The organism is Microlunatus panaciterrae, from assembly GCF_016907535.1.
GTDB lineage: Bacteria > Actinomycetota > Actinomycetes > Propionibacteriales > Propionibacteriaceae > Microlunatus > Microlunatus panaciterrae.
In genome coordinates this window covers 3,631,891-3,658,822 of sequence record NZ_JAFBCF010000001.1, presented here as the reverse complement: position 1 = coordinate 3,658,822, position 26,932 = coordinate 3,631,891, and the positions used below count along the sequence as shown (strand labels likewise).

At 68.1% G+C, this 26,932-nt stretch carries 26 protein-coding genes; 6 read left to right on the top strand and 20 right to left on the bottom strand.

From position 1 onward, the window contains the following. Positions 1-55 precede the first annotated feature (55 nt). The gene (locus tag JOE57_RS16670; RefSeq protein ID WP_239578978.1) at positions 56-769 is read right to left on the bottom strand and encodes a dienelactone hydrolase family protein; all 714 of its coding nucleotides are present in this window, start codon (positions 767-769) and stop codon (positions 56-58) included. A gap of 106 nt (positions 770-875) precedes the next feature. On the opposite strand from JOE57_RS16670, the gene JOE57_RS16665 reads away from it, so the two are divergent. Together JOE57_RS16665 and JOE57_RS16660 are read left to right on the top strand one after the other, a co-directional pair. Then, on the top strand, positions 876-1,679 hold the full coding sequence (locus JOE57_RS16665; RefSeq protein WP_204919715.1) for a trans-aconitate 2-methyltransferase: 804 nt from the start codon (positions 876-878) through the stop codon (positions 1,677-1,679). Beyond that, positions 1,676-2,308, top strand: coding sequence for a GNAT family N-acetyltransferase (locus tag JOE57_RS16660; protein ID WP_204919714.1), 633 nt, complete (start codon positions 1,676-1,678; stop codon positions 2,306-2,308). The genes JOE57_RS16665 and JOE57_RS16660 overlap by 4 nt, the downstream gene beginning before the upstream one ends. Before the next feature lie 75 nt (positions 2,309-2,383). Here the strand turns inward: JOE57_RS16660 and JOE57_RS16655 are convergent, their stop codons facing one another. From JOE57_RS16655 to JOE57_RS16625, 7 genes are all read right to left on the bottom strand, one after another. Then, positions 2,384-3,280, bottom strand: a complete 897-nt coding sequence (locus JOE57_RS16655) for a carbohydrate ABC transporter permease (RefSeq protein ID WP_204919713.1) — start codon at positions 3,278-3,280, stop codon at positions 2,384-2,386. After that, a complete protein-coding gene (locus tag JOE57_RS16650; protein WP_239578977.1) occupies positions 3,277-4,170 on the bottom strand; it encodes a carbohydrate ABC transporter permease in 894 nt (297 codons plus the stop codon). The genes JOE57_RS16655 and JOE57_RS16650 overlap by 4 nt, the downstream gene beginning before the upstream one ends. Positions 4,171-4,229: 59 nt before the next feature. After that, on the bottom strand, positions 4,230-5,582 hold the full coding sequence (locus tag JOE57_RS16645; protein ID WP_204919711.1) for an ABC transporter substrate-binding protein: 1,353 nt from the start codon (positions 5,580-5,582) through the stop codon (positions 4,230-4,232). A 320-nt stretch (positions 5,583-5,902) separates the two neighbouring features. Next, on the bottom strand, positions 5,903-7,165 hold the full coding sequence (locus JOE57_RS16640; protein WP_204919710.1) for an ATP-grasp domain-containing protein: 1,263 nt from the start codon (positions 7,163-7,165) through the stop codon (positions 5,903-5,905). A 17-nt stretch (positions 7,166-7,182) separates the two neighbouring features. Then, positions 7,183-7,932, bottom strand: a complete 750-nt coding sequence (locus tag JOE57_RS16635; RefSeq protein ID WP_204919709.1) for an alpha/beta hydrolase-fold protein — start codon at positions 7,930-7,932, stop codon at positions 7,183-7,185. 55 nt (positions 7,933-7,987) lie between these two features. Next, on the bottom strand, positions 7,988-8,608 hold the full coding sequence (locus JOE57_RS16630) for a hypothetical protein (RefSeq protein ID WP_204919708.1): 621 nt from the start codon (positions 8,606-8,608) through the stop codon (positions 7,988-7,990). 9 nt (positions 8,609-8,617) lie between these two features. Continuing rightward, positions 8,618-9,532, bottom strand: a complete 915-nt coding sequence (locus tag JOE57_RS16625; RefSeq protein ID WP_204919707.1) for a 3-hydroxyacyl-CoA dehydrogenase family protein — start codon at positions 9,530-9,532, stop codon at positions 8,618-8,620. Positions 9,533-9,665: 133 nt separating this feature from the next. Between JOE57_RS16625 and JOE57_RS16620 the strand changes: the two genes are divergently transcribed. Beyond that, entirely contained in the window at positions 9,666-11,657 is a 1,992-nt protein-coding gene (locus tag JOE57_RS16620) for a penicillin-binding transpeptidase domain-containing protein (protein WP_204919706.1), read from the top strand. 261 nt (positions 11,658-11,918) lie between these two features. Here the strand turns inward: JOE57_RS16620 and dgoD are convergent, their stop codons facing one another. Continuing rightward, positions 11,919-13,115 (bottom strand): galactonate dehydratase, encoded by a 1,197-nt coding sequence (gene dgoD / locus JOE57_RS16615; protein WP_204920532.1) that lies wholly within the window; start codon positions 13,113-13,115, stop codon positions 11,919-11,921. Between the two features lie 111 nt (positions 13,116-13,226). Here dgoD and JOE57_RS16610 point away from each other — a divergent pair, with 111 nt between their 5' ends. From JOE57_RS16610 to JOE57_RS16600, 3 genes are all read left to right on the top strand, one after another. Next, on the top strand, positions 13,227-13,871 hold the full coding sequence (locus JOE57_RS16610; RefSeq protein ID WP_204919705.1) for a bifunctional 4-hydroxy-2-oxoglutarate aldolase/2-dehydro-3-deoxy-phosphogluconate aldolase: 645 nt from the start codon (positions 13,227-13,229) through the stop codon (positions 13,869-13,871). Then, positions 13,858-14,622, top strand: a complete 765-nt coding sequence (locus JOE57_RS16605) for a FadR/GntR family transcriptional regulator (RefSeq protein WP_204919704.1) — start codon at positions 13,858-13,860, stop codon at positions 14,620-14,622. The genes JOE57_RS16610 and JOE57_RS16605 overlap by 14 nt, the downstream gene beginning before the upstream one ends. 73 nt (positions 14,623-14,695) lie before the next feature. Further along, positions 14,696-15,631, top strand: a complete 936-nt coding sequence (locus tag JOE57_RS16600) for a cation diffusion facilitator family transporter (RefSeq protein ID WP_204919703.1) — start codon at positions 14,696-14,698, stop codon at positions 15,629-15,631. A 34-nt stretch (positions 15,632-15,665) separates the two neighbouring features. Here JOE57_RS16600 and JOE57_RS16595 read toward each other — a convergent pair whose 3' ends face one another. The 11 genes from JOE57_RS16595 to JOE57_RS16545 form a co-directional block, all read right to left on the bottom strand. After that, positions 15,666-17,531: a glycoside hydrolase family 2 protein gene (locus JOE57_RS16595; protein ID WP_204919702.1), complete on the bottom strand. Its 1,866-nt coding sequence runs from the start codon at positions 17,529-17,531 to the stop codon at positions 15,666-15,668. Between the two features lie 114 nt (positions 17,532-17,645). Continuing rightward, a complete protein-coding gene (gene dprA / locus JOE57_RS16590; protein ID WP_204919701.1) occupies positions 17,646-18,710 on the bottom strand; it encodes a DNA-processing protein DprA in 1,065 nt (354 codons plus the stop codon). A 59-nt stretch (positions 18,711-18,769) separates the two neighbouring features. Next, positions 18,770-20,323, bottom strand: coding sequence for a YifB family Mg chelatase-like AAA ATPase (locus JOE57_RS16585; protein WP_204919700.1), 1,554 nt, complete (start codon positions 20,321-20,323; stop codon positions 18,770-18,772). Beyond that, positions 20,323-20,697 (bottom strand): YraN family protein, encoded by a 375-nt coding sequence (locus tag JOE57_RS16580; protein ID WP_338041354.1) that lies wholly within the window; start codon positions 20,695-20,697, stop codon positions 20,323-20,325. The genes JOE57_RS16585 and JOE57_RS16580 overlap by 1 nt, the downstream gene beginning before the upstream one ends. A gap of 152 nt (positions 20,698-20,849) precedes the next feature. Then, positions 20,850-21,170: a DUF2469 domain-containing protein gene (locus tag JOE57_RS16575; protein WP_204919698.1), complete on the bottom strand. Its 321-nt coding sequence runs from the start codon at positions 21,168-21,170 to the stop codon at positions 20,850-20,852. Next, positions 21,167-21,826: a ribonuclease HII gene (locus JOE57_RS16570; RefSeq protein ID WP_204919697.1), complete on the bottom strand. Its 660-nt coding sequence runs from the start codon at positions 21,824-21,826 to the stop codon at positions 21,167-21,169. Before JOE57_RS16570 ends, JOE57_RS16575 begins: the two co-directional genes overlap by 4 nt. Further along, positions 21,826-22,605, bottom strand: a complete 780-nt coding sequence (lepB, locus tag JOE57_RS16565; protein WP_204919696.1) for a signal peptidase I — start codon at positions 22,603-22,605, stop codon at positions 21,826-21,828. The genes JOE57_RS16570 and lepB (JOE57_RS16565) overlap by 1 nt, the downstream gene beginning before the upstream one ends. 5 nt (positions 22,606-22,610) lie before the next feature. Further along, complete coding sequence (lepB, locus tag JOE57_RS16560) at positions 22,611-23,357, bottom strand: signal peptidase I (protein WP_204919695.1); 747 nt, start codon at positions 23,355-23,357, stop codon at positions 22,611-22,613. Positions 23,358-23,487: 130 nt separating this feature from the next. Beyond that, positions 23,488-23,844 carry a 50S ribosomal protein L19 gene (gene rplS / locus JOE57_RS16555; protein WP_204919694.1) on the bottom strand — a complete coding sequence of 119 codons (357 nt, stop codon included), beginning with the start codon at positions 23,842-23,844 and terminating at the stop codon, positions 23,488-23,490. A gap of 232 nt (positions 23,845-24,076) precedes the next feature. Beyond that, entirely contained in the window at positions 24,077-25,648 is a 1,572-nt protein-coding gene (locus tag JOE57_RS16550; protein ID WP_204919693.1) for an ABC-F family ATP-binding cassette domain-containing protein, read from the bottom strand. Positions 25,649-25,849: 201 nt separating this feature from the next. Beyond that, on the bottom strand, positions 25,850-26,833 hold the full coding sequence (locus JOE57_RS16545; protein ID WP_204919692.1) for a Rossmann-fold NAD(P)-binding domain-containing protein: 984 nt from the start codon (positions 26,831-26,833) through the stop codon (positions 25,850-25,852). Between the last annotated feature and the right edge of the window lie 99 nt (positions 26,834-26,932).

Here is a 26,932-nt window from a genome sequence, read left to right as displayed (position 1 = left end):
CCCGAATGTGAGCCCGCAGCCCCACCGCGATCTGATGGCCACGATCATGGTCCAGCTAGCCCCGCCCAGGCGCGAGTTTGTCGGTCAGGAAGGCGGCGGTGCTCTGCCAGGCAAGAGCCGACGCCTCCCGGTGGTGGAACGCGGGGTGGGGGTTGTCGAAGGCGTGCCCGGCCCCCGGATAGGTCTCGACGACCGTGTTCGGGCCGGCCACGGCGTCGCGAATGGTCTCGACGGTCTCCCTGTCGAGGTAGGCGTCGGCCAACCCGAAGTGGTGCAGACTCGGGGTGCCCACCTGACCTGCCAGACCCAGCAGGCTCGGCAGAGCAGAGCCGTAGTAGCTGACCAGCACGTCCGGGTCGCTGACGGCGGCGATGTTGAAGGCCAGCCCGCCGCCGAAGCAGAAGCCGATCAGGCCGACTCCCCCGCTGACGTCGGGCATCGAGCGCAGCTGCTCGAGTGCCGCCCTGCCGTCGGCCACGGCCGCGTCCCAGTCCAGTCGGTTGACCACGGCCATGGCCTGCTCCAGGAAGTCCGGCCGGGACTCGTCGATGCTGCTGTCATCCAGCCGCCAGTAGATCTCCGGGGCCACCACGACATAACCCAGGGCCGCCAGGTCAGCCGCCCGCTGCTTGATGTAGACGCTGACGCCGAAGATCTCCTGCAGAAGCACCAGCCCCGGTCCCGAGCCTGTTGGCGGCAGCCACCGGCTCGCAGGCATCGGCCCGCTGACGGTGCTGATCATGGTCGGCTGAGCTGCAGGAGTCGGCATGAGGCTCAATGTAGCCGTCGGCGGGACAGGTCGTCATCTATCTTGACCTCAAGAGATATTCCAGCTTATCTTGAGGTCAAGAGATCGACTGACGATCGGAGGTCCCATGCGACCCGCGGCCTGGCACCCGGCCACCTACCTGCAGTTCGCGGACGAGCGGTCCCGTCCCTTCGTCGACCTGACAAGCCGAGTCGGTGCATCTCGTCCATGCCGCGTCGTTGATCTCGGCTGCGGTCCGGGACAGCTCACCGCCACCCTGGCCGACCGTTGGCCGGAGGCGGAGATCGTCGGAGTGGACAACTCCGAGGAGATGATCAGCTCGGCCCGACAGTACTCCTCCGGTGGGCTCTCGTTCAGCGTTGCCGATATCCGGAACTGGCGGCCCCAGGAACCGGTCGACGTGATCATCAGCAACGCCGCTCTGCAGTGGGTTCCCGAGCACCGTTCGCTGCTGCCCCGCCTGGCCGATGGCCTGGCACCCGATGGCTGGCTGGCCTTTCAGGTGCCGGGCAACTTCGGTGAGCCGAGCCACCGACTGTTGCGCGAATGTGCGGCCGACCCCCGGTTCTCCGGGCACTGCCGAGATGTCGAGGTTCCGGACGCGTCCGGCCCCGAGACCTACCTGGCCGACCTGGTCACCTTGGGCTTCCGGGTGGACGCCTGGGAGACCACCTATCTGCATCTGCTGACCGGCCAGGACGCGGTGTTCCGCTGGATCTCGGGCACCGGCGCCCGGCCCGTGCTGCAGGCTCTGCCAGAGCCGCTGCGGGCCGAGTTCGAGCGGGAGTACAAGGAGCTTCTCAACCGGGCCTACCCGCCCCGCTCTTACGGCACCGTGCTGCCGTTTCGCCGGGTGTTCGTGGTGGCGCAGAAGGTCGCCGAGCCGGCGCCCGACCTGTCCGCGGCATGACGGGCGACTGGTACGAGCAGGTGCCGCTGGTCGGGCGTCGTCTGACCCTGGCACCGATCAGCACCGCCGATGCCGAGGAGTACCTCGCTGCACTGGGCGACCGGGCCACTGCCGAGGAGGTGACCGAGCACCTGAGCTTCCGCCCACCACAGACGGTCGAGGAGGCTGCGGCCCTGATCATCAGCGCGCAGCGGGCTCCCGGTCGGCTGGCCTACTCACAGCGCCTGACCAGCACCGGCGAGTATGTGGGTACGACCTCGTTCTACGACCTCGACCCGGAGCTCCGCTCGGTGGCGATCGGCCACACCTGGTTGGCGCGGAGATTCTGGCGAACCGGCCTGAACGCCGACTCGAAGCTGATCATGCTCACCCGGGCCTTCGAAGGGTTGGGTGCAGAACGGGTGGTGTGGCACACCGACATCCGCAACGTCCGGTCCCAGGCGGCGATCGAGCGTCTCGGGGCGACCCGCGAGGGCGTGCTGAGGCATCATCGGATCCGGCGGGACGGATCGTGGCGGGACACGGTTCAGTACTCGATGCTGGCAGCGGAATGGCCGGCTCTCAAGAGCGCCTTGACAGCAGACTGGTGGTCCGGCCCCCTCTCGGCTCCAGGCGCGGCGACGCCCTGACACGAAAAGCCCTTCCCGAGCCAGGCTCAGGAGGGGCTTCGCGCTTCTGCTGGGTTGTGCTGGTGCTCCTTCTGCCTACGTCTTGGACCCCGAGAGAGCGATACCCTCGACGATCTGACGCTGGGCGATGATGAAGACGATCAACAACGGTGCGGCCGCAAGGGTCGCCGCCGCCATCAGGCCCGTCCAGTCGGACGAGTACTGACCCTTGAACTGGTTGACCAGCAGCGGGATGGTGAAGTTGTCCTCGGTGTTCAGGAAGATCAGCGCGTAGAAGAAGTTGTTCCACTGCGCCAGGAAGGTGAAGATCCCCAGAGCCACCATCGGTGTCCGCAGCAGCGGCAGGATGATGGTGAAGAAGCTCCGGATCCGCCCGGCCCCGTCGATCGCGGCCGCCTCCTCCAGCTCGATCGGGATGCCCCGAACGTACTGCCTGAGCAGGAAGACCCCGAAGGCGCTGAACAGTGCCGGAGGCACGATCAGAGCCAGGTGGGTGTCCACCCAGCCGATCTTGGACATGATGATGTACAGCGGGATCACGGTCAGCTGCCCGGGCACCATCAGAGTGGCCAGGAAGATCGTGAACAGCAGGTTGTTGCCCGGGAACCTGATCCGGGCGAACCCATAGGCCGCCATGGCGCAGGTGAACAGGGACACCACGACGACGGTCAACGAGATGTAGATGCTGTTGAAGAACGCCCGGCCGAAGTTCGCCCCGGCCAAGGCGTTGGTGTAGTTCTCCGGCGCCCACTGGATCGGCAGCAGCTTGGGAGGCTGCAGGAAGATCTCACCCAACGGCTTGAAGGAGGAGAACACCATCCAGGCGAACGGCAGCGCCATACCCACCGCACCGACGGCAAGGATGAGGTGCAACGGGATCTGCGTCCACTTGAACGGCCTTCTGGTCCTGACGTCCTTCTCGTGAGCCACCGTCTCGACGGCGTTCGCACCAAGTGTGGAGATAGTAGTCATTCTGTGTAATGCACCCACCTTTTCTGTGCGGCCAGCTGGAGGCCCGTGAGAGCCAGCAGGGCGAGGAACAGAACGATCGCGATCGCGCAGGCCACGCCGAAGTTGAACTCGACGAAGGCCTTCTGGTAGATCTCGTACACGATCGTCCGGGACGCCGACGGTGCATTTGTCCCCATCAGCACGAAGACCAGGTCGAATATCTGGAACGAGCCGATGATCCCGGTGATCGAGAGGAACAGGATCGTCGGCGACAGCAGCGGCACCGTGATCTTGCGCATCTTCTGCCACTCGTTGGCACCGTCGATGTCGGCGGCCTCAAGCAGCGACTTCGGCACATTCTCCAGACCGGCCGAGAACATCACGACCTGGTAACCGATGCCCTGCCAGATCGCCACTACGGCGAACGCCGGAATCGTGAACCTGGCGTCCTGCAGCCAGTCCGGTGCCGGCAGGCCCATCTTCTTCAGGGTCGTGTTCAGCGGGCTGATGTCCGGGTTGAGCAGCCACAGCCAGATCACCGCTACCGCGACCGAGGAGGTCACCACGGGTGCGAAGTAGAAGGTCCGGTAGAACGACTTGCCCCGGACCACCTTCTGCAGCATCCACGCCACGATGAAACCTGACAGCAGCTGCCCCGGCACCGACAAGACGGCGAACCAGACCGTGTTCCTCGACGAGGTCACCAACTGCGGGTCGGTGAACACCGTCGCGAAGTTCTTCAACCCCGCAAACGTCATCGTGCCGAAGCCGTCCCAGTTCGAGAACCCCAGGACGAGCGCGAAGACGAGCGGACCGAGCATGAACACCAGCAGACCAACCAGCTGCGGACCGAGGAAGAAGTACCCGAGGGCCGTCTCCTTGCGCCGGTGGGCCTTGGCCGACTCCCGCATGGGCGGGGGGACGAACTTTGTCTTCCCCCCCGCCTCATGCTGCACCGCGGTGGCCATGACTAGCTGCCGCCGCCGGTGAGGATGGCCGTCAGCTTGTCGCTGAACGACTTCGGGGTCTCCTTCTTCGACTTGAGCATCTTGTCGATGTCCAGGCTGAACTTGGTCGCCACCTCAGGGTTGCTGACGATCAGCTTCGGCACTGCGAAGCCCTTGGCTGCGACCTCGGAGAAGAACTTGCCGTGCGCCGGGTCGTTGCCCTCGGTGACCAGGCTCTCCAGGCCCTTGATGGTCGGGACGGCGTTGCCACCGCCGGAGAGCCGGTACTGCTGGCCGTCCTTGTTGACGAAGTCGCTGGCGAACTTCAGCGTCACGTCCATGTTCTTCGCCTTCGGGTTCACCGACATGCAGGCGGTGTACACACCGACCGGCATGACGTCCTTACCCGACTCCGACGGCAGCGGCGCGATGTCGTAGTCGACCGTCTTCTTCAGCTTCTTCAGGTTCGGCAGGATCCAGCGACCGTAGCCGATGGCCGACGACTGGCCGGCGTAGAACAGCGCATCGACGCCCTGGCCCTTGGGCAGGGAGCCGCCATAGCTCATGTAGTCCTTCGACATCATGTCGAACAGCCAGGTGATGATGTCCTGCGCCTTCGAGTCATCGGCGAACTGCGGGTTGCCCTGATCGTCGAAGGTCTTGCCGCCGAAGGTGGAGATCCAGCTGAACAGCTCGAACCAGTTGCCCTCGAAGACGTAGCCGCGCTTGCCGGACCCCTTGACCTTCTCCAGCATCTTGGTGATCGCGTCCTGGTTCCAGGTGCCCGCCTCGTACCAGGCTGCCGGGTCCCCGTCGACGCCCGCTGCCTGGAGCACCTTGCGGTTGAACCAGAACAGCTTCGGGTTGCAGTCGACGGTCAGGCCGTACACGCCGCCGTCCGGACCCTTGCACCACTCGAGCAGCTTCGTGTACATGTCGTCGAGATTCACGGTGGCATCAGGGCTGGCCAGGAAGTCGTCGAGCTTGACAACCTGCTTGGCCTTGATCAGAGCGGCGATCGTGTCGTCGCCCACATAGAACGCGTCCGGGGCGCTGTTGCCCTGGAGCTGGGTCATCAGCTTGGTCTTGTAGTCGCCCACCACGGTCTGGTAGGTGATCTTGTTCCCGGTCTTCTTCGCGTAGTCCTTCGAGTACGCCTTGAAACGCTCGGCCTCGCCAGGGTTGGCCCAGGATGCCCAGGTCACCGAGCCGGTCTTCTTGCCACCACCACCGGCCCCGCCACCCGAGCTGCCGCCTCCACATGCCGCCAGCACCGAGCCGCCGGCTGCAACTCCCACGCCGGCCAGTGCCGTGGTGGTCAAGAACCTCCGCCTGGTCATCGGGCTGCGAGTGAAAGCGTCTTTGGTTTCTTCCATCGGTTTCCTCCTGTTAGGTATGGCACGGTGCCAGCGAAGGGAGCCGCTCAGCACGTGGAGCCAGGGCGCACCAGAATGCAGTGCTGGCCCCCCGAGGCGCAGAGTCACTCATCTTCTGTAATTCGTGTGTGATCTTTGTCCCATGCTAGGGGTGTGTCAATGGCATCGGGCGCAAAACAGGTCACGCCTTGATGACAGTTTCCATTGCGACGAAGAAAAGGGCGCAGGTCCCCCAGATAGCGGTTTCTCTGCGCTATCGTGCCCACCGACAGCCGCCTGACCGCCCGATCGAGGTCTACAGTCGTGTCGCACGGCCGCTCTCAGCCACCGACCGGGGAGCTTCCGCGCAGAGAGGCCTCGTCGCCGACCCACAGGCCGATCAGTCCCCGGAAATGCCCGATGAAGCGGTCCTGCTCATGTTCGGGATAGGTGGCCCGGACGGTGTCCAGCAGCAGCCGGTCGAACTGCGGGGACGACACCCATTCGAGCACCAGGTCGTCCAGGTCCGGCAGCGAGGTGGCGCAGAACTCGGCGTACCGGTCCTTCTCGAAGTGCAGGTCCGCCAGCTGCTGATAGCGGACCAGCTTGTCGCCGTAGGAGAGGTCCGGGTCGTCGCCGATGGCGAACCAGGGGTCGGGGTCGACATGCAGCCGGGCCTTGCGGTTCGTCGCCGCGCAGTAGGCGGTCCACCTCACCAGCGCCTTCATCGCCCAGGGGAAGTAGTAGTGCAGCGAGGTGACGGCAACGTCGGGGCAGGCGTTGGCGTAGTCGATCGGTAGCACGGTGTCGCCCTGCACCAGCATCTCGCAGGAGTTGAACTCCCATCGGAAGAAAGCGTTCACCGTCTGGCTGATGGTGACCGCCTCCTGGCCGGCCGCCACTGACAGGAAGTCATGATCAACTTGGTAGCGGTCATGCATCGGCTCGTCCGGACGGAAGTGCATGACCATCGACTCTGGCCCGATGGTCAGGGCGCGAGCGAACACGTCGAAGGGCTCGACCGCCTTCTGCAGGTGCATCAGCATCTCGCCCGAGTCGTCGTAGGCCGACCACAGGTCGGCCTCGTTGTTGATCCTGGACACCCCGCGCCAGCCGCCCCCGTCGAACGGCTTCATGAACAACGGGTAGCCCATCTTCTCCGCAATGGCCGCCAGGTCGAACGGGTCGTTGTAGTTCTTGGACGTGTAGGCCCACCGGACGTTGTCGATCGGGTTCTTGTACGGCACCAGCACGGTGTCGGGGATGCGCATGCCGAGCCTGATCAGCGCGCAGTAGGCCGAGTGCTTCTCCATCGACTGGAAGGTGAACGGCGAGTTCAGCAGGTAGACGTCGTCCATCAGGGCGACCTTCTTCAGCCATTCCCGAGGGTGGTAGTACCAGTAGGCGAGCCTGTCGATCACCACCTGATGACGGGCCGGGTCTCGGAGGTTGAACGGCGCGATCCGGACCCGCTCGGTGTCCAGGACGTGGCGTCGCCCGGCATGGGTGAAGACACCGATCCGAGACGTCAGCGCCTCGAACGCCCGCGGCCAGTCCTCCTCGGCGCCCAGCAGCAGACCCACCAGATGATGTTCCTCCGACACCTGCGCCTCCTCGTGGCTCAGCAGAATCGCGGCAGATGGTGGGCGAGCTGGCGCTGCCACCACTCCCAGTCATGACTGACGTCGAACCCCCACAGGTCGAGCTCGCAGCGGATGCCCTTCTCCTGCAGCAGACCGGCGATCTTGACCGTCGACGGCAGCGAGCCGGTGGGATGGGTCTCCCAGGCCCCCTGTCCCACCACCAGCAAGATCGACAACCGACCACGGAGCCAGTCGAGATGATCACCGTGCAGGTTGGGCACGTAGTCGGTGGGATTGGCGAAGTAGGTCGCGTCGCCGCGTTCGCCCCACGACTCCCAGGTGCTGACGTCGTAGTTGCCGGACAGCCCGATGGCCAACGGGACCAGGTCGGCGCGCTGAAGCGCGAAGTGCACGGCATGGTAGGCGCCCAGGCTGCAACCGACGGTGATCAGCTCGGCTCCGCTGGCGGTGTCCTGATGGATGAAGGGCACCACATGGTGGGTGAGCCAGCGGGTGTAGATCTCGTGCCGGGTGGCCCGCTCCTCGATCGGCAGGCCCTTGTCCGACCAGGTGTCGGCATCCAGCGAGTCGACACAGTAGAGCTTGACTCGACCATCGTCCAGCAGGTGCTGGATGCCCGCCAGCATCCCGTTGTTCTCGAAGTCCCAGGCGCGGCCAGCCTCGCTCGGGAAGACCAGCACCGGCCGGCCGTAGTGCCCGTACCGGATCACCGTCATGGCCGTGTCGACGCCACTACCCAGGGGAAGCTCGAACTGGTGCCGGTTCACACGCTCATCATTTGGCACCCGCGCGTGGAGCGCAAGGGCGCCGCCGAACCCGGCGTCAGTCCTCGTGCATCCGGGCGGGCAGTCGGAGACCGGCCCGGCGGAGCTCGGCGTCGGCGAGCCGGTGCACCACGGCCGGGTCACCGCGACGCCAGTCCGCCACCGGGTCGTCGCTGATGCCGGCCAGCACGTGCATCGGCTGGTTGGCCAACGCACGTAGAGCGAACAGGTCAAGGTCGGCCTGGGCATCGATGAACCGCTGCGCGGCGCGCGAGAGCCGGTAGAAGCGGATCCGCCTGGGCAACCAGAAGGCGACCACGATGGACACCGGGATCAAGAAGACCAGCCAACCCACCAGGTCGGCGATCCGCTCGACCGAGATGATCTGGTCGTTGAGGGACGTCATGATCTGGGTCAATGACTCGGCGGCGTTGTCGAAGGGCTTGCGCAGGTTGTCGCCGACCCCCGGCACCCGGGACATCTCCGACCCGGCCGAACGGAACTGGCCGGACAGGTCCGAGGCCGACGACGAGGCCCGGCGCAGCGGCGTCGCCACTGAGCCGATCGTGGCATCGATGAACCTGCCGGCGAGCGCCCAGAACACGCCCCAGGCCAGCACCAGGACGTCAACGGTCAGCTGCGCGGCGAAGCGGGCCGGCCGGCGTGCGTAGAGTCCCATGCAGGCACCCTATGCGGTGCTGCAGGCGCTGTCCGCCTCCTCCCCGACTGACGCCGTCGCACCCGCCGCCTGGGTCCAGCCGTAGAAGCCTCGTCCGCTCTTCCTGCCCAGCTCCCCCGCCGCGACCTTGTCCACCAGCAGCTGCGGCGGTGCGAACCTGTCACCGTAGGCCTGCTGCAGGTTCCGGGCGATGGCCAGCCGGACGTCCAGGCCCACCAGGTCGGTCAGCCGGAGCGGGCCCATCGGATGCCCGTACCCCAGCTCCATCGCCTTGTCGATGTCATCGGCGCTGGCCACTCCGTCAGCCAGCATCCTGATCGCCTCCAGTGCCAGCCCCACACCCAGCCTGCTGGTGGCGAAGCCCGGCAGGTCACGGACGACGATCGGCTCCTTCCCCAGCTGGGCGGCCAGCAGCAGGGCGCGATCGACGGTTTCCTGGGACGTCGCCTCGGCCCGCACCACCTCCAGCAGTGGCATGGACCAGACCGGGTTGAAGAAGTGCAGGCCCACCAGCGCTGCAGGCTCGGTCAGGGACTCGGCGAGGCTGCCGATCGGTATGCCGCTCGTGTTGGTACCCAGCAGCCCGGGCGCACGTCCTTCGGCGACCCGCAGCACCGATCGTTTCAGCCCGAGCTGCTCCGGCACCGCCTCGATGACCACGTCGCAGCTCAGCGGCATCCGTTCGATGCTGGCCACCCGTACCACCCTGTCGAGCAGTCCGGCCAGACCGTCCGGCGGCTCGTGCCGGGCGGCCGCCTTCTGGGCCTGCCGGGTGAGAGCAACCAACGCACGGTCGGCTTGCGCGTCGTCCGGCTCGACCAGCCAGACTCTGGCCCTGCTGTGGGCGAGGACGTAGGCGATGCCGACCCCCATCGTGCCGCCGCCGATCACGCCGGCGGTGTCAAACGCTAACTCCGATCTCATCCCTCAAGTCTCCCCGTTGCCGGCGACGACGTCATCTGGGAGCGCCGAGGGCCTGCGACCCGGGGACGACAGCACATCCTTCCGCGGGATGATCATGGTCTGCCCGTAGGCTGGCACCCTTGCTGAGACAGCCGTGACCGACACCCCCTTGAAGGGCCCGATGTTCCAGACCCGAAGAAGCCTCGCCGTCCTCCTCATCAGCGTCATGATCGTCCTGGCCGGTTGCACCGGCAAGGGCGGTGCACCGGACAAGCCGACGAACTCCAACACGGCCGAGCAGGCCGCCGCGGATCTCGCCCGGGCACTCAGTGCCGAGGATGTGTCGTCCCTGTCGGTGTCGGGGACGACCAGCGAGGAGGCCGACCGCCAGCTCACTGTCGTCACGGCCGGCATGAGGTCGGCGAAACCGACGTTCAGGGTCGCCTCCGTGACGACCGACGGCGCCGCCTCCGCGGTAGCTCTGAACGTCTCCTGGGCGATCCCCGGTCTGCAGCAGCCGTGGACGTACGACAGCAGCGCCCAGCTGGTCGACGAGGGTGATCTGTGGAAGGTGCGCTGGCAGCCGAGCATCGTGCATCCCGACCTCGACGGCAACAACCGACTGGTGCAGCGCCGTACCCCCGCCAGCCGCGGTGAGGTGCTGGACGGCAGCGGACACCCCATCGTGACCAGCCGTGACGTCTGGCGGATCGGCATCGACAAGACCCAGGTCCGCGCCGAGCGCGCCGCAGCCTCGGCCGTTGAGCTGGCCAAGCTGGTCGGCATCGACGCGAAGACGTACGCCGCCCGGGTCAAAGCCGCCGGCGCCCAGGCGTTCGTCGAGGCCATCGTGCTGCGGGACGGCTCCCCCGACCTGCCCAGCGACAAGCAGCTGGCGAGGATCGATGGCGCCATCGCGGTCGGCAGCACCCGGATGCTGGCCCCGACGCGAGAGTTCGCACAGGCCATCCTCGGCTCTGTCGGCGAGGCCTCCAAGGAGATCGTCGATTCGTCCGGCGGAAAGATCGTCGCCGGCGACCAGGTGGGCCTCTCCGGTCTGCAGCGCCGCTATGACGAGCAGCTGCGTGGCACTCCGGGAGTCGCGGTTCAGGTCACCCCGGTCGAAGACTCGACGACCCCCAGTCCGTCGCCGAGCGGAACCCCGACCCCGTCGGCGAGCGCCACGCCCACCCGGCCCGTCACCGTCTTCGAGACCAAGCCAGTCGACGGCAAACCACTCCGCCTGACCCTGGACACGGACCTGCAGCGGGCTGCCGAGAAGATCCTGTCCGACGTCAAGCCGGCCAGTGCCATCGTCGCGCTGCGTCCGTCCACCGGCGAGGTCCTGGTGGCCGCCAGCGGTCCGGGCAGCAAGGGTCAGGCCACTGCGACCACGGGCCAGTATCCGCCGGGGTCGACCTTCAAGATCGCCTCGTCGCTGGCTCTGCTCCGCTCCGGCCTGAAGCCCTCCTCGCCCGTGTCCTGCCCGCGCACGGTGACGGTCGATGGCAAGAAGTTCAAGAACTACTCCGACTATCCCAGCAGCTCGCTGGGTCGGATCACCCTGCGTACGGCGGTGGCGCAGTCCTGCAACACGGCGTTCATCGGCCAGTACGACCGCCTGGACGACGGTGCACTGGCCGAGGCTGCGGCCTCGCTCGGGGTCGGCACCGACTACGACGTCGGGTTCCCGGCCTACTTCGGCTCGGTGCCTGAGGACACGTCGAAGACGGGACGGGCAGCAGCGATGATCGGCCAGGGCAAGGTGCAGGCCTCTCCGCTGGCGATGGCCGCCGTGGCGGCGTCCGTGGAGGCCGGCAAGACGGTGATTCCCCATCTCGTGGACGGGCACCAGGCCTCTTCGACAGCCAAGCCGCTCACCTCCGCCGAGGCCAGGCAGCTGAAGCAGCTGATGGGTGCAGTGGTGAGCGACGGCAGCGGCAGGTTCCTGTCCAGCCTCAGCGGCCCCCCGGTCATCGCCAAGACGGGAACCGCGGAATACGGGACGAAGGAGCCGTTCCGCACGCACGCCTGGATGATCGCCGGTCAGGGCGACCTGGCGGTCGCGGTGTTCGTCGGCGACGGCCAGTCCGGCTCGCGGACCGCCGGACCGCTGCTGAAGAAGTTCCTGCAGCGAGCACAGTAGGTGGCCCTGCCCCTGCCGCGCCCTGAACCTGTCGCGCCCTGAGCCTGTCGCGCCCTGAGCCTGTCGAAGGGCGAAGGGCGAAACCCCTCGTACGGCAGCGTGTGGCTGGAAAAGTGGCGTCCGGGCAGCCATACGCTGCCATTGGCCATCCCCACGGCCCTTCGACCAGCTCAGGGCACGTACGGTCGGCCCTTCGACAAGCTCAGGGCACGGCAGGGCTCAGGGCGCGGCAGGGCTCAGGGCACGTGGGCAGGGCGGAGGTCACCACTCGGCGAAGGATCCGTCGGGATGGCGCCAGAGGGGGCCGCGCCAGTTGTGGCCGATCTCGTCGGCCCGGCGCACGGCGGCCTCGTCGACCTCGATACCAAGCCCGGGTGCCGTGCTGCGCTCGACGTAGCCGTCAGCGAAGGCGAAGACCGTCGGGTCGACCAGATAGTCCAACAGGTCGTTGCTCTGGTTGTAGTGGATTCCGAGGCTCTGTTCCTGGATCAGGAAGTTCGGCGTGGCGAAGTCCACCTGGAGGCTCGCCGCCAGCGCGATCGGGCCCAGCGGACAGTGCGGCGCCAGCGAAGCGCCGAAAGTCTCGGCCAGCGTGGCGATCCGGCGTACCTCGGAGATGCCGCCGGCATGGGAGAGGTCCGGCTGGGCGACCGCTATGCCGGCCTGCAGCACCGGCAGGAACTCCTGCCGCGAGAACAGCCGCTCACCGGTCGCGATCGGGATGTTGGAGGCGGCCATCAATGAGGGCAGCATGTGGCCCTCTTCGGGAAGCAACGGCTCCTCGACGAAGAAGGGCGAGGTCTCGGCCAGCAGCGGCAGCAGTCGGCGGGCGTTGGCCCTGCTCACCCGGCCATGGAAGTCGATGGCGAAATCACCGCTCGGGCCGAACGCCTCCCGCGCGGCCACCGCGCGGTCGACCACAGCGGAGATCTCGGCGGCACTGGCGATCGGGCCCATGGCATTGCTGGCGTTCATCTTGACCGCCGAGAAGCCGGCGGCTCTGCGTTCGGAGATCTGCTCAGCCACCTCGGCCGGCTCGTCACCGCCGACCCAGCTGTACACCCGCACCCGGTCACGAACCGGGCCTCCGAGCAGCTCATGGACCGGCGCCTTGCGCACCTTGCCGGCGATGTCCCACAGGGCCTGGTCGATCCCGGCCACTGCGCTGGCCAGCACCGCGCCGCCACGGTAGAAACCGGACTTGGTCATCACCTGCCAGAGATCCTCGATCCGCAGCGGGTCCTGCCCGATCAGGATCTCGGAGAGCTCGGCGACGCAGGTCCGTACGGTGGCCGCGCGGCCCTCGACGACCGGCTCTCCCCAGCCCACTACGCCCTCGTCGGTCCCGATCCGACAGAACAGCCAGCGCGGCGCAACCAGGAACGTCTCGACGGAGATGATCTTCACAGGTAGGTCCTTGTCCTCAGCGACTTCTAATAGTCGTACTGTAGTACGAATGCGTACCAGGATTGCGGATGCTCTCCTCCGCTGCCGCGCTTCCAGGTGGCATGCTGGCTGTCTGGCTCGCCGGAGCCACCAGCATCCGCCGACGACAGGAGTTGATCACCCATGGCCACGTCGCTCACCCGCTCCGACGTGATGGCGATCATCGCGGACGATGGTGTTGTCGGCATCGTGCGCGCCTCCGACGCCGACCAGGCCGTTTCACTGGCCCAACAGATCTGGGCAGCCGGGCTGTCCGTCGTCGAGATCGCACTGACCACACCGTCGGCGATGTCGGCCATCACCAGACTTGCGGAGCTGGCGGTCGGGCGACAGGTGATCGGCGCCGGCACCGTGCTGGATGCCGCCTCGGCCCGGCTGGCCGTGCTGTCCGGCGCCCAGCTGCTGGTCACGCCGACCCTGGAGGAGGACGTGATCGAGGTCGGACGGCGCTACCAGGCCGCGACCGTCATCGGCTGCGCCACCCCGACAGAGATGCTGCACGCCACCGAGCTCGGCGCGGACGCGGTCAAGGTGTTCCCGGCCAGCCTGTGGACGCCCCGTGTTCTCGCTGACGTGCTGCAGCCGCTCCCGCAGCTGCACTGCATCCCGACCGGGGGGGTCACGCCTGACTCAGCCGCCTCCTGGATCGAGGCGGGAGCGTTCGCGGTGGGCATCGGCTCGGCGCTGACACGGACTTCGGACCCGGCCGGCCAGGCTGGCAGGCTGCGCGAGGCCATCGCCAGGGCGAGGACGGATGTCCACAGCTGAGCGGCCCCTCCGCTCCGAGCAGACATCCAGCAGTCTGCGGGCACAGAGTGATCCGCCGCCGCTCCAGGGCGGCCTGCACGGACTGGTCATCGACCACCTGGGACGGCAGATCGCCAGTGGCGAGCTGGCTGCGGGCCAGCAGATCCTGCCCGAGGAGGTCGGTGGGCGGCTGAACGTGTCCCGGACGGTGGTCCGGGAGGCTCTGCGCGACCTGCAGGCCAAGGGCATGGTGCTGCCGCGACCCAAGACCGGCACCCGGGTGCTCGGGGTGGAGTCCTGGAACCTGCTGGACGAGCAGGTGATCGGTTGGCGGGTCCGCACCTCGGCGCGCCAACAGCAGCTCCGCGAGCTGATGGACCTGCGCTCGGCGGTGGAGGTGGCCGCTGTCCGCGGCAGCTGCCGGTCCGCGACACCGGAGGATGTCGGCCGGCTCACCGCCTGCTGCGACTCGATGGCCGTGGCGCTCCAGCACGATGATCTGCACGCGTTCACGGAGGCCGACATCGAGTTCCACACTGTGCTGCTGCTCGCGTCCGGCAACCTGGTGTTCCGGCGTTTCATCGCACCGTTCGCCGCCGTCCTGCGGGCTCGTGACGATCTTGATCTGCTGCCCGCACCGGTGCAGAGTTCAGTCGTGGAAAGCCACCGTGAGCTGGCCGACGCCATCGCTGCCGGCCGGCCGGACCGGGCGGTGCCCGTGGCCCGCGGGCTGATCGACCACGCCAGGGCGGAGATGGGGCTGGCACCCTGATGGGACCACGCTGGCCCGCGCCACCGACGCCACGCGCGCATGTATCAGGCTCATCGACAGGTCGGAACCGCTGATGGCTGCGGGACATGGGCACGCGCATGGTCACGCGCCGGAGGTCGTCGGGGCGACACACCGCCGCCGGCTGGCAGTGGTGTTCTCGATCACGCTGGCGAACCTCGTGGCCCAGCTCGTCGGTGCAGGGCTGTCCGGAAGCCTGGCGCTGATCGCCGACGCGGGCCACCTGCTCACTGACGCGCTCGGGCTGCTGCTGGCGCTGACCGCCGCCTCGCTGATGCTGCGGGCCGCCAGCCGTCGACGCACCTGGGGGTTCCACCGGGCCGAGGTGCTCGCAGCCGCGGTCCAGGCGCTCGTGCTGGTCGGTGTCGGCGGCTATGTCGTGGTCGAGGCCATCAGACGCCTGATCAGCCCACCCGCGATAGCCACCGGTCCCATGATCATCTTCGGTGGCCTGGGGCTGGTGTGCAACATCACCGCCATGTTGATCTTGCTCCGGGACCGGTCGAGCAACCTCAACCTGCGCGCGGCTTTCCTCGAGGTCCTCAATGATGCTCTGGGCTCGATGGCGGTGATCGTCGCAGCGATAGTGATCGCCACCACCGGCTGGCGGCAGGCCGACGCCGTCGTATCGCTGCTGATCGGGGCCTTAATCCTGCCTCGGTCGGTGCTGCTGCTGCGCGATGCAGGTCTGGTGCTGCTCGAGTCCACCCCGAAGGGCCTCGATCTGGACGAGGTCCGCCGCCACATCCTCGAGCTCCCGCACGTACACGCGGTGCACGATCTGCACGCCTCACAGATCGCCACCGGAATACCGGTGCTGACGGCTCACGTCGTGGTGGACGACTCCTGCTTCCTCGACGGTGACCTACCCCGACTGCTGGACCAGCTGCAGAGCTGCGTTGCCGACCACTTCGCCGTCGGGATCGAGCACTCCACCTTCCAGTTCGAGCCGCTCAGCCATCAGGGACACGAGCCCGCGACCCACGACTGAGCGACCCGGAGCGCACCGCACCTTGGGCGGCTGGTCACTCCCCCGTACGCTTCGTCCCCGACTCGTACGCGGCCCGCGCGTTCTGGGTCCTGCGGATCCGCTCCAGGTCGAACTTGGCCGTCCGGTCGAAATGGTAGATGCCGTTGGTCTCCTGGAAGACGTCGGTGAGCTGGGTGTAGCAGTAGCCGAACATGAGCGGGTTGCCCAACAGCGCCTCGACCAGTCCGTCGAACCGCTGGTGGAACTCCTCGATATCGCGGACGCGTTCGCCGTAGCCCCAGGTCTCTGACGTCGGGTCGGCCGCAGCCGCCTCCTCGGCGTTCCACCAGATCCCGCCGAACTCGCTGACGAAGTAGGGCTGGCCGTTGTACGGAAGGTTGAACTCGCCGCGTCGGCCGCCGTTGTTGGAATACGGTCGCCCCTCGGCCAGGCCCGCCAGCTGGTCGGCGAACAGGGCCGGGTCCTGCTCGTAGTTGTGGCTGTCCCAGACGTCGGTGTCGAACACCCGATGGCTGTAGCCGGAGGTGTCCAGCACGGGGCGGGTCAGGTCAGCGGCCTTGGTGGCCAGGAACATGGCCCTGGTCACGTCGTCCAGCACGGTAATCCGGTCGTGCAGCACCTGATGGGTCTCGTTCAGCGGGCACCAGCCGATGATCGCGGGGTGGTTGTAGTCGCGGTCCAGCACCTCCAGCCACTGCGTCACATAGGTGGCGCTCGGACGCTGGTTGTCCCGTTCTGTGCCCACCGAGCACCCCCAGTCGGCGAACTCGCCCCAGAGCAGGTAGCCCATCTTGTCGGCGTGATAGAGGAAGCGCTCCTCGAACACCTTCTGATGCATCCGGGCACCGTTGAAACCCGCCTCCATCGACAGCCGGATGTCGTCGATCAGGGCCTGCTCGCTCGGTGCCGTCATCAGCGACTGGGGCCAGTAGCCCTGGTCCAGCACCAGCCGCTGGAACAGCCGTTCGCCGTTCACCAGGATCGCCTGACCGTCGATCGAGACCGACCGCAGCCCGGCGTAGCTGTCGACGGTGTCGACGACCGTGCCGTCGGCGCCGAGGATCGTCAGGGTGAGTCCGTAGAGGAACGGGTCCTCCGGGCTCCACAGCCGACGGTGCTGCTCGTCCACGTCGAGCACCAGCTGCGCCGCGAGCTCGGTGCCGACCGCGGCCGAGTCGGTGCTGATCTGCTGGCCGTCCACGAGCAGATCGGCCCGGACCCGCAGTCCGTGACGGCCGCGGTTGGTGAGGGGTACCCGCAGGTGGAACCGGCTGCCGGCGACATCCGGGGAGATCCGCGGCCGTTGCAGGTGCGCCACCGGCACCGGCTCCAGCCAGACGGTCTGCCAGATCCCGGTGGTTCGGGTGTAGTCACAGTCGTGGTTGTGGAACAGCGAGGACTGCTTGCCGCGTGGCTGCGGCTCGTCGCGGGTGTCTCGGGCCCGAACCACGATCTCGGCCACGTCGTCCTCGACCAGGGCTGCGGTGATGTCGGCGGAGAACGGCGAGAAGCCCCCGCGGTGCCGGGTCACCTCGATTCCGTTCACCCACACCGTCGCGTCGTAGTCGACGGCCTGGAAGTGCAGCAGGATCTGCTGCCCCTGCCAGTCGGCCGGGACCTGCACCTCCCGCCGGTACCAGACGGCGTGCAGGAAATCGGTGTTGCCGATGCCCGACAGCTCGGCTTCGGGCGCGAACGGCACAGTGATCGACGAAGCCAGCGGGCGGGACAACAGCCCCCGCTCCAGTCCGGAGTCGCCCTGGTCGATCTCGAACTCCCACTCACCGTTGAGGTTCAGCCAACGCTCGCGCACCAACTGCGGACGCGGGTATTCCGGCCTGGGGACGCTGTCGTCGCGGGCGGCGGTCGTGGTGGCGGTGGAACCGGGGTCGGCGGGCATCGCTGGTCCTTGATCTGGGAGGGGACGGTTCGGCCCCGGAGTCTAGTTGTCGGACCGCTGCGGCCGTCACCCCTCGGCTCAGCGACTGGACCCGCGGGGTCCCGCGTCGGCTCATCAGCTGATCCGCCAGCCATCGGCGCTACTCCGGACCAGACCGGCCGACTCGAGTGCGGCGAGCTCGGCCAGGCAGAGCGGAACGGTGACGCCGGCAGTCAGCGCGATGTCATCCACCCGGGCAGGTCTGCGGGCCGGGACCGCCTCGAAGACGGCCAGCCGCTGCGGACCGAGCTGGTCAGTCGACCGCTCGGCGCCGCGCCGGGTGGCCAACAGGTGCTCACCGATCGGCGCGATCGCTTCCAGCACCTCGGCCGCCCGGGTGACCAGGAGGGCCTGCCCGTCCCGGATCATCTCGTGCGGAGCCACCGACAGCGCCGAGTGGACCGGTCCGGGGACCGCCATCAGCGGCCGCCCGCACTCCTGCGCCCAGGCTGCCGTGTTCCGAGCGCCGGAACGGATGGCCGCCTCGACCACGACCGTGCCGCGGCCCAGGGCGGCGATCATCCGGTTCCGTGCCAGGAAGCGCATCTTGGTCGGCGTTGCGGCGGGTGGCAGCTCCGACACCAGCAGGTGGTCCCTGGCGATCCAGTCGAACAACCGGGCGTTGGACCGTGGATACGGCACGTCGACGCCACAGGCCAGTACGGCGATGGTCGGCCCCCGGACGGCGAGGGCACCCCGGTGGGCGGCGGCGTCGACGCCGTAGGCGCCACCGGAGATCACCGTGACCCCGTCCTCGGCCAGCTCTGAAGCCAGATCCGCCGCAACACCAGCGCCATAGCTGGTGGCCGCGCGCGACCCGACAATGGCGACGGACCGCTCTGTCATCGCCGCCAGATGCCCTGGCCCCCTGACCCAGACCCCGATCGGCGGTCCACCCCGCCGCTGCACCGCCTGGCCATGCCCGAGGTCCTCCAGCCCCGACGGCCACTCGTCGTCATCGGGCACCAGGAAGCGTGCTCCACAACGGTCGGCCAACTCGTCGATCCGGTCACAGTCGACCTGTGCCGCCCGGGCGGCCAGCGGCGCTCCCAGGTCGCCGTCGGCCACCGACGACCAGGCTGCCTCGGCCCCAGCAGTGGCCACCAGACCGGCGACGGTGACATCGCCCGACTCGACCACACAGCCCAGGGCCTTCCGCGCGTCACGGTCACCACGGGGGCGCCTCGCTGACTGACTTCTCACATCGCTCCCCGTTCCTGTGCTCCACCGGACTCGCCGCGGCGCATCGCCAGCGCGATGTTCACCTGCTCCGGTCCGGGTCGGTCCCGGCCGGCCAGGTCGGCGAGGGTCCAGGCGATCCGAAGGATCTTGTCCACCCCGCGTGGGCTCAGCCGGCCCCGCCGAACCGCCTCCTCGACCGCGCCGAGACCTTCCGGCAACGGCAGATGCGAACGCAGGTAGGGCCCGGACACCTCGCCGTTGGTCTGCCAGCCGCTGCCCGCCAGCCGACCCCGCTGCCGTTCCCGGGCCTCCGCGACCCGGCCGGCGACAACAGCCGAGGGTTCGGCCCGTTCCAGGGCCGCCCGCAGGAAGGCCTTCTTCATCGGCAGGAAGGTCTGGTGGATGTCAATCCGGTCACGGATGGGCCCGGAGATCTTCTCGCGGTAGCGACGCACGGCCAGCGGCGGACAGGTGCAGTCGGCCCCAGGGGTCGCCGCCAGTCCGCACGGACACGGGTTGGCGGCCAGGATCAGCTGGAAACGGGCCGGGTAGCGGGCCTGCACCTCGCTCCGACCGAGGGTGATCACCCCCGACTCCAGCGGCATCCGTAAGGCGTCCAGCACCCGGGCGCTGAACTCCGGAGCCTCGTCCAGGAACAGGACGCCACGGTGAGCACAGGAGATCGCCCCGGGTTTGGCCATCCGGGCACCGCCGCCGACGATGCTGGCCAGCGACGCGGAGTGGTGCGGGTCGGCGTACGGCGGTCGCCTGATCAACCCGTCGGTGAGGTGGAACCCGGCCAGGGAGTGCACCGCCGACACCTCGAGCGCCTCGTGCAGATCGAGATCGGGGAGCAGCCCCGGCAGACGCTCGGCCAGCATCGTCTTGCCGACGCCCGGCGGACCGCTGAAGAGCAGGTGATGCCTGCCGGCCGCGGCCACCTCCAGGGCCCACTTCGCCTCCAGCTGACCCACGACGTCGCACAGGTCCGGCGCCCGGCGGCTCGTTCGCACCCGCTCCCCGGCCAGCGGTATCGGCTCGACCTTCGGCATGGTCTCCCGGTTGAGCAGCGCTATCAGCTGGCCCAGGGAGGCCACCCCGAAGACCTCCAGGTCGTCGACCAGGGTGGCCTCGGCCGCCTGGGCGTACGGGACGATTGCCCGCCGGAAGCCCTGCTGGGACGCGGCCATCAGCGCCGGCAGCACGCCGCGGATCGGTCTGACCCGGCCGTCCAGGCCCAGCTCGCCGAGCAGCACCGTATCGGCGAGCTCCTGGCGGTCCCTGATCACCTCGGCCGCGGTCAGCACCGCAGCCACGATCGCCAGGTCGTAATGCGACCCGGCCTTCGGCAGGGTGGCCGGTGAGAGGTTGATGGTCAGCAGCGACTGGGGCCAGCACTGACCCGAGTTCGCGACCGCCGCTTTGCACCGGTCACGTGCCTCGTAGAGCGACGTGTCCGGGAGGCCGACGAGCACCGTCCGGGGCAGTCCGGAGCCGATGTCGGCCTCGACCTGGACCGGACGCCCGTCGAGCCCGACCAGGGCCACCGACCAGGAGGACGCGAGCACCATCAGCCGATCGCCCGCACGTGGGTGATCACCGGTTCGGCGCCGGGAGACAGCACCACCCCCACAGCATCCAGCCTGATGTCATCGGCGTGAGTCCCTTCGGCCACCAGCCAGTGCGCCGCCAGCTGTCGGAGCCGGCGGAGCTTCTGGCCGGTGATCGCCTCCAGCGGCGAGCCGAACCCGAGCCCGCTGCGACACTTGACCTCGCAGAACACCAGCGTCCGTCGATCGCCGTCGTTCTCCAGTGCGACGATGTCCAGCTCGCCGAGCCGGCATCGCCAGTTGCGCGCCAGTATCTGCATCCCGGCCTCGGCCCGCAGATAGTCAGCTGCCAGGTCCTCCCCTCGAACCCCAACGTCACGCTTCGACGACGGCACCTGCCCTGCACCTTGGCTCAACCGCGACTCGGCCATCTCGCACCTCCCGCAGTAACACTGCGGATCGGCGGGCAAAAAGTGCAGCAGGCCGGGCGTCCTGTGGAAACCGGCGGTACGGGCCTGTGGATACCGGCCGGGTCAGGGCCGCCGGGTCACTCGCCGGAGACGCTCTTGGGCACCTGCAGCTCACTGTGCGCAATCTCCTCGATGGAGACGTCGCGGAAGGTGAGCACCTTGGCACTCTTGACGAACCGGGCCGGACGGTACATGTCCCACACCCACGCATCACCCATCGAGACCTCGTAGTAGACGTCACCGCCCTCGGTGCGCACCTTCAGATCCACCGCGTTGCACAGGTAGAAGCGCCGCTCGGTCTCCACCGCGTAGGTGAAGATGCCGACCACGTCCTTGTACTCGCGGTAGAGCTGGAGCTCAAGGTCGCTCTCGTACTGCTCAAGGTCTTCGGCGCTCATGACGAAGAAACTCTAGCCGCTCGGGCCACGTTCACGTAACGCATCCGGTGGGTGGCGCAGGGACCGTGACGGTCCAGCAACTGCTGGTGCTCGGGCGTGCAGTATCCCTTGTGGGTGGCGAAGTCATACTCCGGATAGGTCTCGTGCAGCTCGATCATGATCCGGTCCCGGGTCACCTTGGCGACCACAGACGCCGCCGCGACGCAGGCCGCCACCCGGTCGCCCTTCCAGACGGCCAGGCCGGGAACGCCCAGCCCGTCGACACTGAAGCCATCGGTGAGGACGTAGGTCGGGGCCAGATCCAGCCTGTGCAGGGCCCGACGCAGGGCGGAGATGTTCGCAACGTGCATTCCCAGCCGGTCGCATTCGCCAGGCTCGACGCTGACCACCGACCAGGCCAGTGCCTTGGCCATGATCTCGTCGTAGCAACGGTCCCGCTGAGCCGCGGACAGCAGCTTGGAGTCACGCAGCCCGCGGATCTCCTTGGACTTCGCATCGGACAGGATCACCGCAGCAGCGACCAACGGTCCTGCGCAGGCTCCCCTACCCGCTTCGTCAGCTCCCGCGACCGGCGCCAACCCGGCCCGCCGGAGGGCGCGCTCATAGCCGTACAGGCCGCTGTTGCGGCGGACGACGATGCTGGCGGAGGTGCTCATCAGCAGGTGACGCCCTTGGGCTTGATCACCGCTCGGGACGGGGCGGGCTTGCTCGGGGGCGGCACCTGGGCGAAGGTCTTGGGAGTGTCCAGAAAGTGGGCGTGCTCGAGCGGGGTGGCGACGGCGAAGGCACGGCCGACCACCAGGTCGATCGGGACGAACGCCACCATTCCCGCCGCCTGGTCCCGAGACAGGTCCGACAGGTGACAGCGCGAGTCCGCACTGGCGTCGCGATGGTCACCCATCACGAAGATCCGGCCTGCGGGCACGACCACCCTGAACCGGATGTCGGACGGGTCGACCCGGATGTTCTCCTCGGAGTACAGGTAGGACCGCTCGTCCAGCGGCTGATCGTTCACCGTGATCCTGCCCTTGCTGTCGCAGCAGACCACCGTGTCGCCCGGCATGCCGATCACCCGCTTGATCAGATGCTCGGTGCTGGTGTCCGGAAGCACTCCGACGAACTCGAAAAACTGCCCGATCGGGCTGCGTTCCTCGGGGGCGCTGTCGCCCATCCAGCCGCCGGGGTCGGCGAAGACGACGACGTCGCCACGGTGGAAGTCGGTGATCTTCTGTACGACCACCCGGTCACCGATCCGCAGGGTGTTCTCCATCGAGCCTGACGGGATGATGAACATCTGCCCGACGAACGCCCGGAGCAGGGAGGAGACGATGATCGCGCCGACCACGACGACGATGATCTCCTTCACGAACGAGCCGACCCGCTGACCGGCCGTCGACCCACTACCCGAGTCGGCTGTACCTCTCGCCCTGGCCATACGGCTCAACAGCTCGCTTCGGGCCCGGCATCGATCTGCGGCTGAGCGGGAGCGGGCTTCTTTCCGGGTGGCACAGTGTCGAATGTAGCCGGAATCCTCAAACGCGACGCCGAGCTCAGCGGCCAGACCACGGCAAAGCCCCGGCCGACCACCAGATCCAGCGAGACGAAGCCGTTCAGGCCCTTCGGACCACCGGACCGCTCATCGTTGAGGTGGCAGCGCGAGTCGCGGCTGTTGTTGCGATGGTCGCCCATGACGAACATCCGGTCGGCCGGGACGACGACGTCGAACGGGATCTCCGACGGGGCCACCTGGGTGCCGTCGGCCGCACGGTAGAGATAACCGCTCTCGTCCAGAGCCTGACCGTTGACCGTGATCCTGCCCTTGTCATCGCAGCAGATGACCTCGTCGCCGGGAAGCCCGATCACCCGCTTGATCAGGTGTTCGGTCCCGGTGTCCGGCAGCACGCCGACAAACTCCAGCGCTCGGCCGACGGGACCGCGCTCGGCCGGTGCGGGACCGCTCAGCCAGCCGCCCGGGTCAGCGAACACGACGACCTCGCCGCGCTTGACCGAGCTGATCTTCTCCACCGCCACCCGGTCGTTGATGAGCAGGGTGTTCTCCATCGAGCTGGAGGGGATCAGGAACATCTGGCCGACGAAGCCACGCAGCAGCGACGCCACGATGACGGCGCCGATCACGACGACCACCAGCTCCTTGGCGAAGGCCAGGACGTGCTGGCCGAAGGTCATCGACCGAGGCCCGGCGTCCTCATGCGCTTCGTGCCTCCCGAGCACCTCAGGCTCGAGGCCGGCGGGCTCGGGGCCCACCTCCTGCCGCGGCCGCAGCTCGTCGTCCGATTCGGACGAGACGCGCGACACGTCAGCCGACGACTGAGCGCTTCTCCTTGATCTTGGCGGCCTTGCCGCGCAGACCACGGAGGTAGTACAGCTTGGCCCGGCGGACGTCGCCCTGCCGGTCGACCTCGATCTTGTCGATGATCGGGCTGTGCAGCGGGAAGGTGCGCTCGACGCCAACGCCGAAGCTCACCTTGCGGACGGTGAACGTCTCCCGCAGGCCACCACCGACGCGGGAGATCACGACACCGGCGAAGACCTGCACCCGGGAGCGGTTGCCCTCGACGACCTTGACGTGCACCTTGACGGAGTCGCCAGGACGGAAGACCGGGATATCGGTCCGCAACGAAGCCGAGTCGAGCTCGTTGATCAGCTTGCTCATGATGCAATCCTCGCCAGTGCCACAGGTCACCACGGTGGTGTGTTTCGATGGGATGTGCCTGGGCCTTGGACAGTCCCCCTGTGGCAGGAGCCGAGACCAGCAAGCAACAGCGCACCAGTTTGCCACATCGGTGCTGCCGGGACGAAATCGGCGACCTGCGCCGTTCGGCTGGCTGACGCTCGTCGGCCGGCACGACTCGGAGCGTGGCTGCCAGGCCGTCGACCGCCTCAGTCTAGGGCGCCCCCAGCTCAAGCTGCCCGGTCAGCCCGATGTCTTCGAGGAAGGGCTGGTCGTGGCTGGCGACGAGCAGCGCCCCGCGGTAGGCGCAGAGCGCGGCGGTCAGCTGCCGGACGCTGTCCAGATCCAGGTTGTTGGTCGGCTCGTCCAGGATCAACAGCTGCGGCGGCGGCTCGCTCAGCAGCAACGCGGCCAGGCTGGCTCGGAAACGTTCGCCGCCGGACAGGCTCCCGGCCGGCCGGGCGATCATGTCGGCGTCCAGCAGGAACCGGGCCAGTTGGGCCCGCAGAGTGTTGTCATCCGCACCCGGCGCCAGCTTCGACACCCCCGCGAGCACGGTCAGGTCGTCGTCGAGCACCTGCAGCCGTTGCGGCAGCAGCCGGTGCGGCACCCGCAGGTCGACGGAGCCGGAGCGAGGCTGAATCGCCCCACGCACGGTGTCGATCAACGTCGTCTTGCCGGCACCGTTGGGACCGAGCAGGCCGATCCGTTCCGGCCCACGAAGGTGCGCCGACACCCGCACCCCGTGGCGCAGCACCACATCGTCCAAGATCAGCACATCCCGACCCGGTGGCACCAGGGTCGAGTCCAGCTCGATCCTGATCACGTCGTCGTCGCGGACCCGCTCCTCGGCGGCCTCCAGCCGCTGCCGCGCCTCGGCCAGGTCGGCCTCGTGCCCGCCCCGCAGCTTCGCGGCCGAACCCTCGGCCTGGTTGCGCTTGGCGTTGGCCACGATCTTGGGCAGGTTGTCGGACTGGCTCCGGGCAAACCGTTGCCGCCGGTCCAGCTTGGTCTGCGCCTCGATCAGGTCACGTCGCTGCCGGCGCACCTCGGCCTCAGCGCTGCGTACGCCCCTGGCGGCAGCCTCCTGTTCGATCGCGAGCGCCTCCGTATAGGCGCTGAAGTTGCCGCCGAAGAAGCGCAGGGACCCCTCGCGCAGCTCGGCGATGGAGTCGACCAGCTCCAGCAGGGCACGGTCGTGACTGACCATGATCGCTGTCCCCCGCCAGGACGCCACCGCCTCAAAGAGCCGCTCACGGGCAGCGACATCGAGGTTGTTGGTCGGCTCGTCCATGATCAACAAGTCCGGCCCGGCGACGAACAGGCCGGCCAGTGCGATCAGGACCGCCTCACCGCCGGAGAGGGTACCGATGGTCCGGTCAAGATCGACATCGGCGAAACCGAAACGGGTCAGCACCGCCGCCGAGCGCGCCTCGACGTCCCACTCGTCGCCGACGGTTTCGAAGTCAGCAGGCTCACCGGCCCCGGCGTCGATACGGCGGAGGGCGGCAACGACCTCGCCGATGCCGAGGACGTCGGCGACTGTCAGCTCTTCGGCCAGCACCAGGTTCTGCGGCAGGTAGCCGATGCTGGTCGGCACGGAGAGCCGACCAGAGGTGGGCGACAGCTCGCCGGCGAAGATCTTCAGCAGGGTGGACTTGCCGACGCCGTTGCGCCCGACCAGCCCGGTGAGACCAGCCGGAAAGACCGCATCGAGCTGGGTGAAGACGGTCTCGCCGGAGGGCCAGCCGAAGGTGAGGTCATGACAGACTAGCGAAGGGTGCATCTGTGCTCCTGAAGTCGAAAAGGGTGCAGCGCCGTGACAATGGGTCACGGGCTGGCGGGTGGAGGTTTCGACCTCAGAGCGACACGGGCTGTCCTTCGATCGGCGACAGGGACCCGTAAAGGCTAAGACAGCCGCCCGACGCCCGCAACACAGTTTCTGCTGCGGCTCGGAAGGCGCCACAGGCCACCGACGGCGTCGCAGCTAGCGGAGATCCCAGAGCCGCAGCAGCTCGGCTTCCCGCTCGGGGCTGAGCCCGGCCCGCCGTCGCCGGCCGAGTCCTCGCCGCCGCTCGTCGTCCAGTGTCTCGGCGATCAGCTGGTCGACCGGTGCCAGCCGTAGTCCTGCCTGCTTCGCCGCCGCATTCGACCTGGCGCCGAACCCCTGATAGCCGGAGGGCAGCCAGAGCGGCAGCGACTCCGGTCCCGACCAGTAGCCCACCTGCTGCTCGACCAGCCAGTCGTGATCGACTCGGACCTGGTCGCCACGATGGTCAGCCACCCGTTGCACCCGGTCGAGCAGCTCGGGCAGCGGGAGTGGTTCACCGACAGCGTTGAAGATCCCGGTCGTGCCGTTCGCGGCCGCATCGACGACCCACCGCGCCAGGTCGTGCACACCGATCACCTGGGTGTGCCGACCGTCGTTCGGCACCAGCACCCGTTCATCCGGTTGCCGGGCGAACCTTGCCGGCCAGTAGCCGAACCGGTCGCTGCCGTCGCCGGCACCCGCAATCAGCCCCGGTCGGCTGATCTGCAGCCGGTCACCGACCGCCGCCAGCGTGGCCTGTTCACAGGCCACCTTCGCCTCGCCGTACCTCTCGGCCGACACCGGGCCGTCGCCCACCTCCGCAGCCAGCAACGGCGCCGACTCGTCCGCCCCCGGGACGTCGTTGTCGGCGTACACCGAACAGGTCGACACGTAGGTCCAGTGCCCCGTCCGCTGGGCCAGGGCGGCCAGCGCCTGCCGGACCTGTCGGGGCTGCCAGGAGACCTCCACGACGGCGTCCCAGTCACCGGCCGGATAGGCCTCGGCGCCGCTGTCACGGTCGGCCCGGATCCACCGTGCGCCAACGGGCGGCTCGGCTGTGGTCCCGCGAGCCAGGCAGCTGACGTCGATACCACGACTGAGAGCCTCACGCGCGACGGCCGCGGACAGGAAGGCGGTTCCGCCAAGGATGAGTAGGCGCATGTCCCGATCCTGGCAGATCGAGCTCCGACGCTGCCGCCGTCCGGCCATCACACCGGCCGTCGCGATGAAAGAGTGGGCGGTGACGTCCTTGCCCGCGAC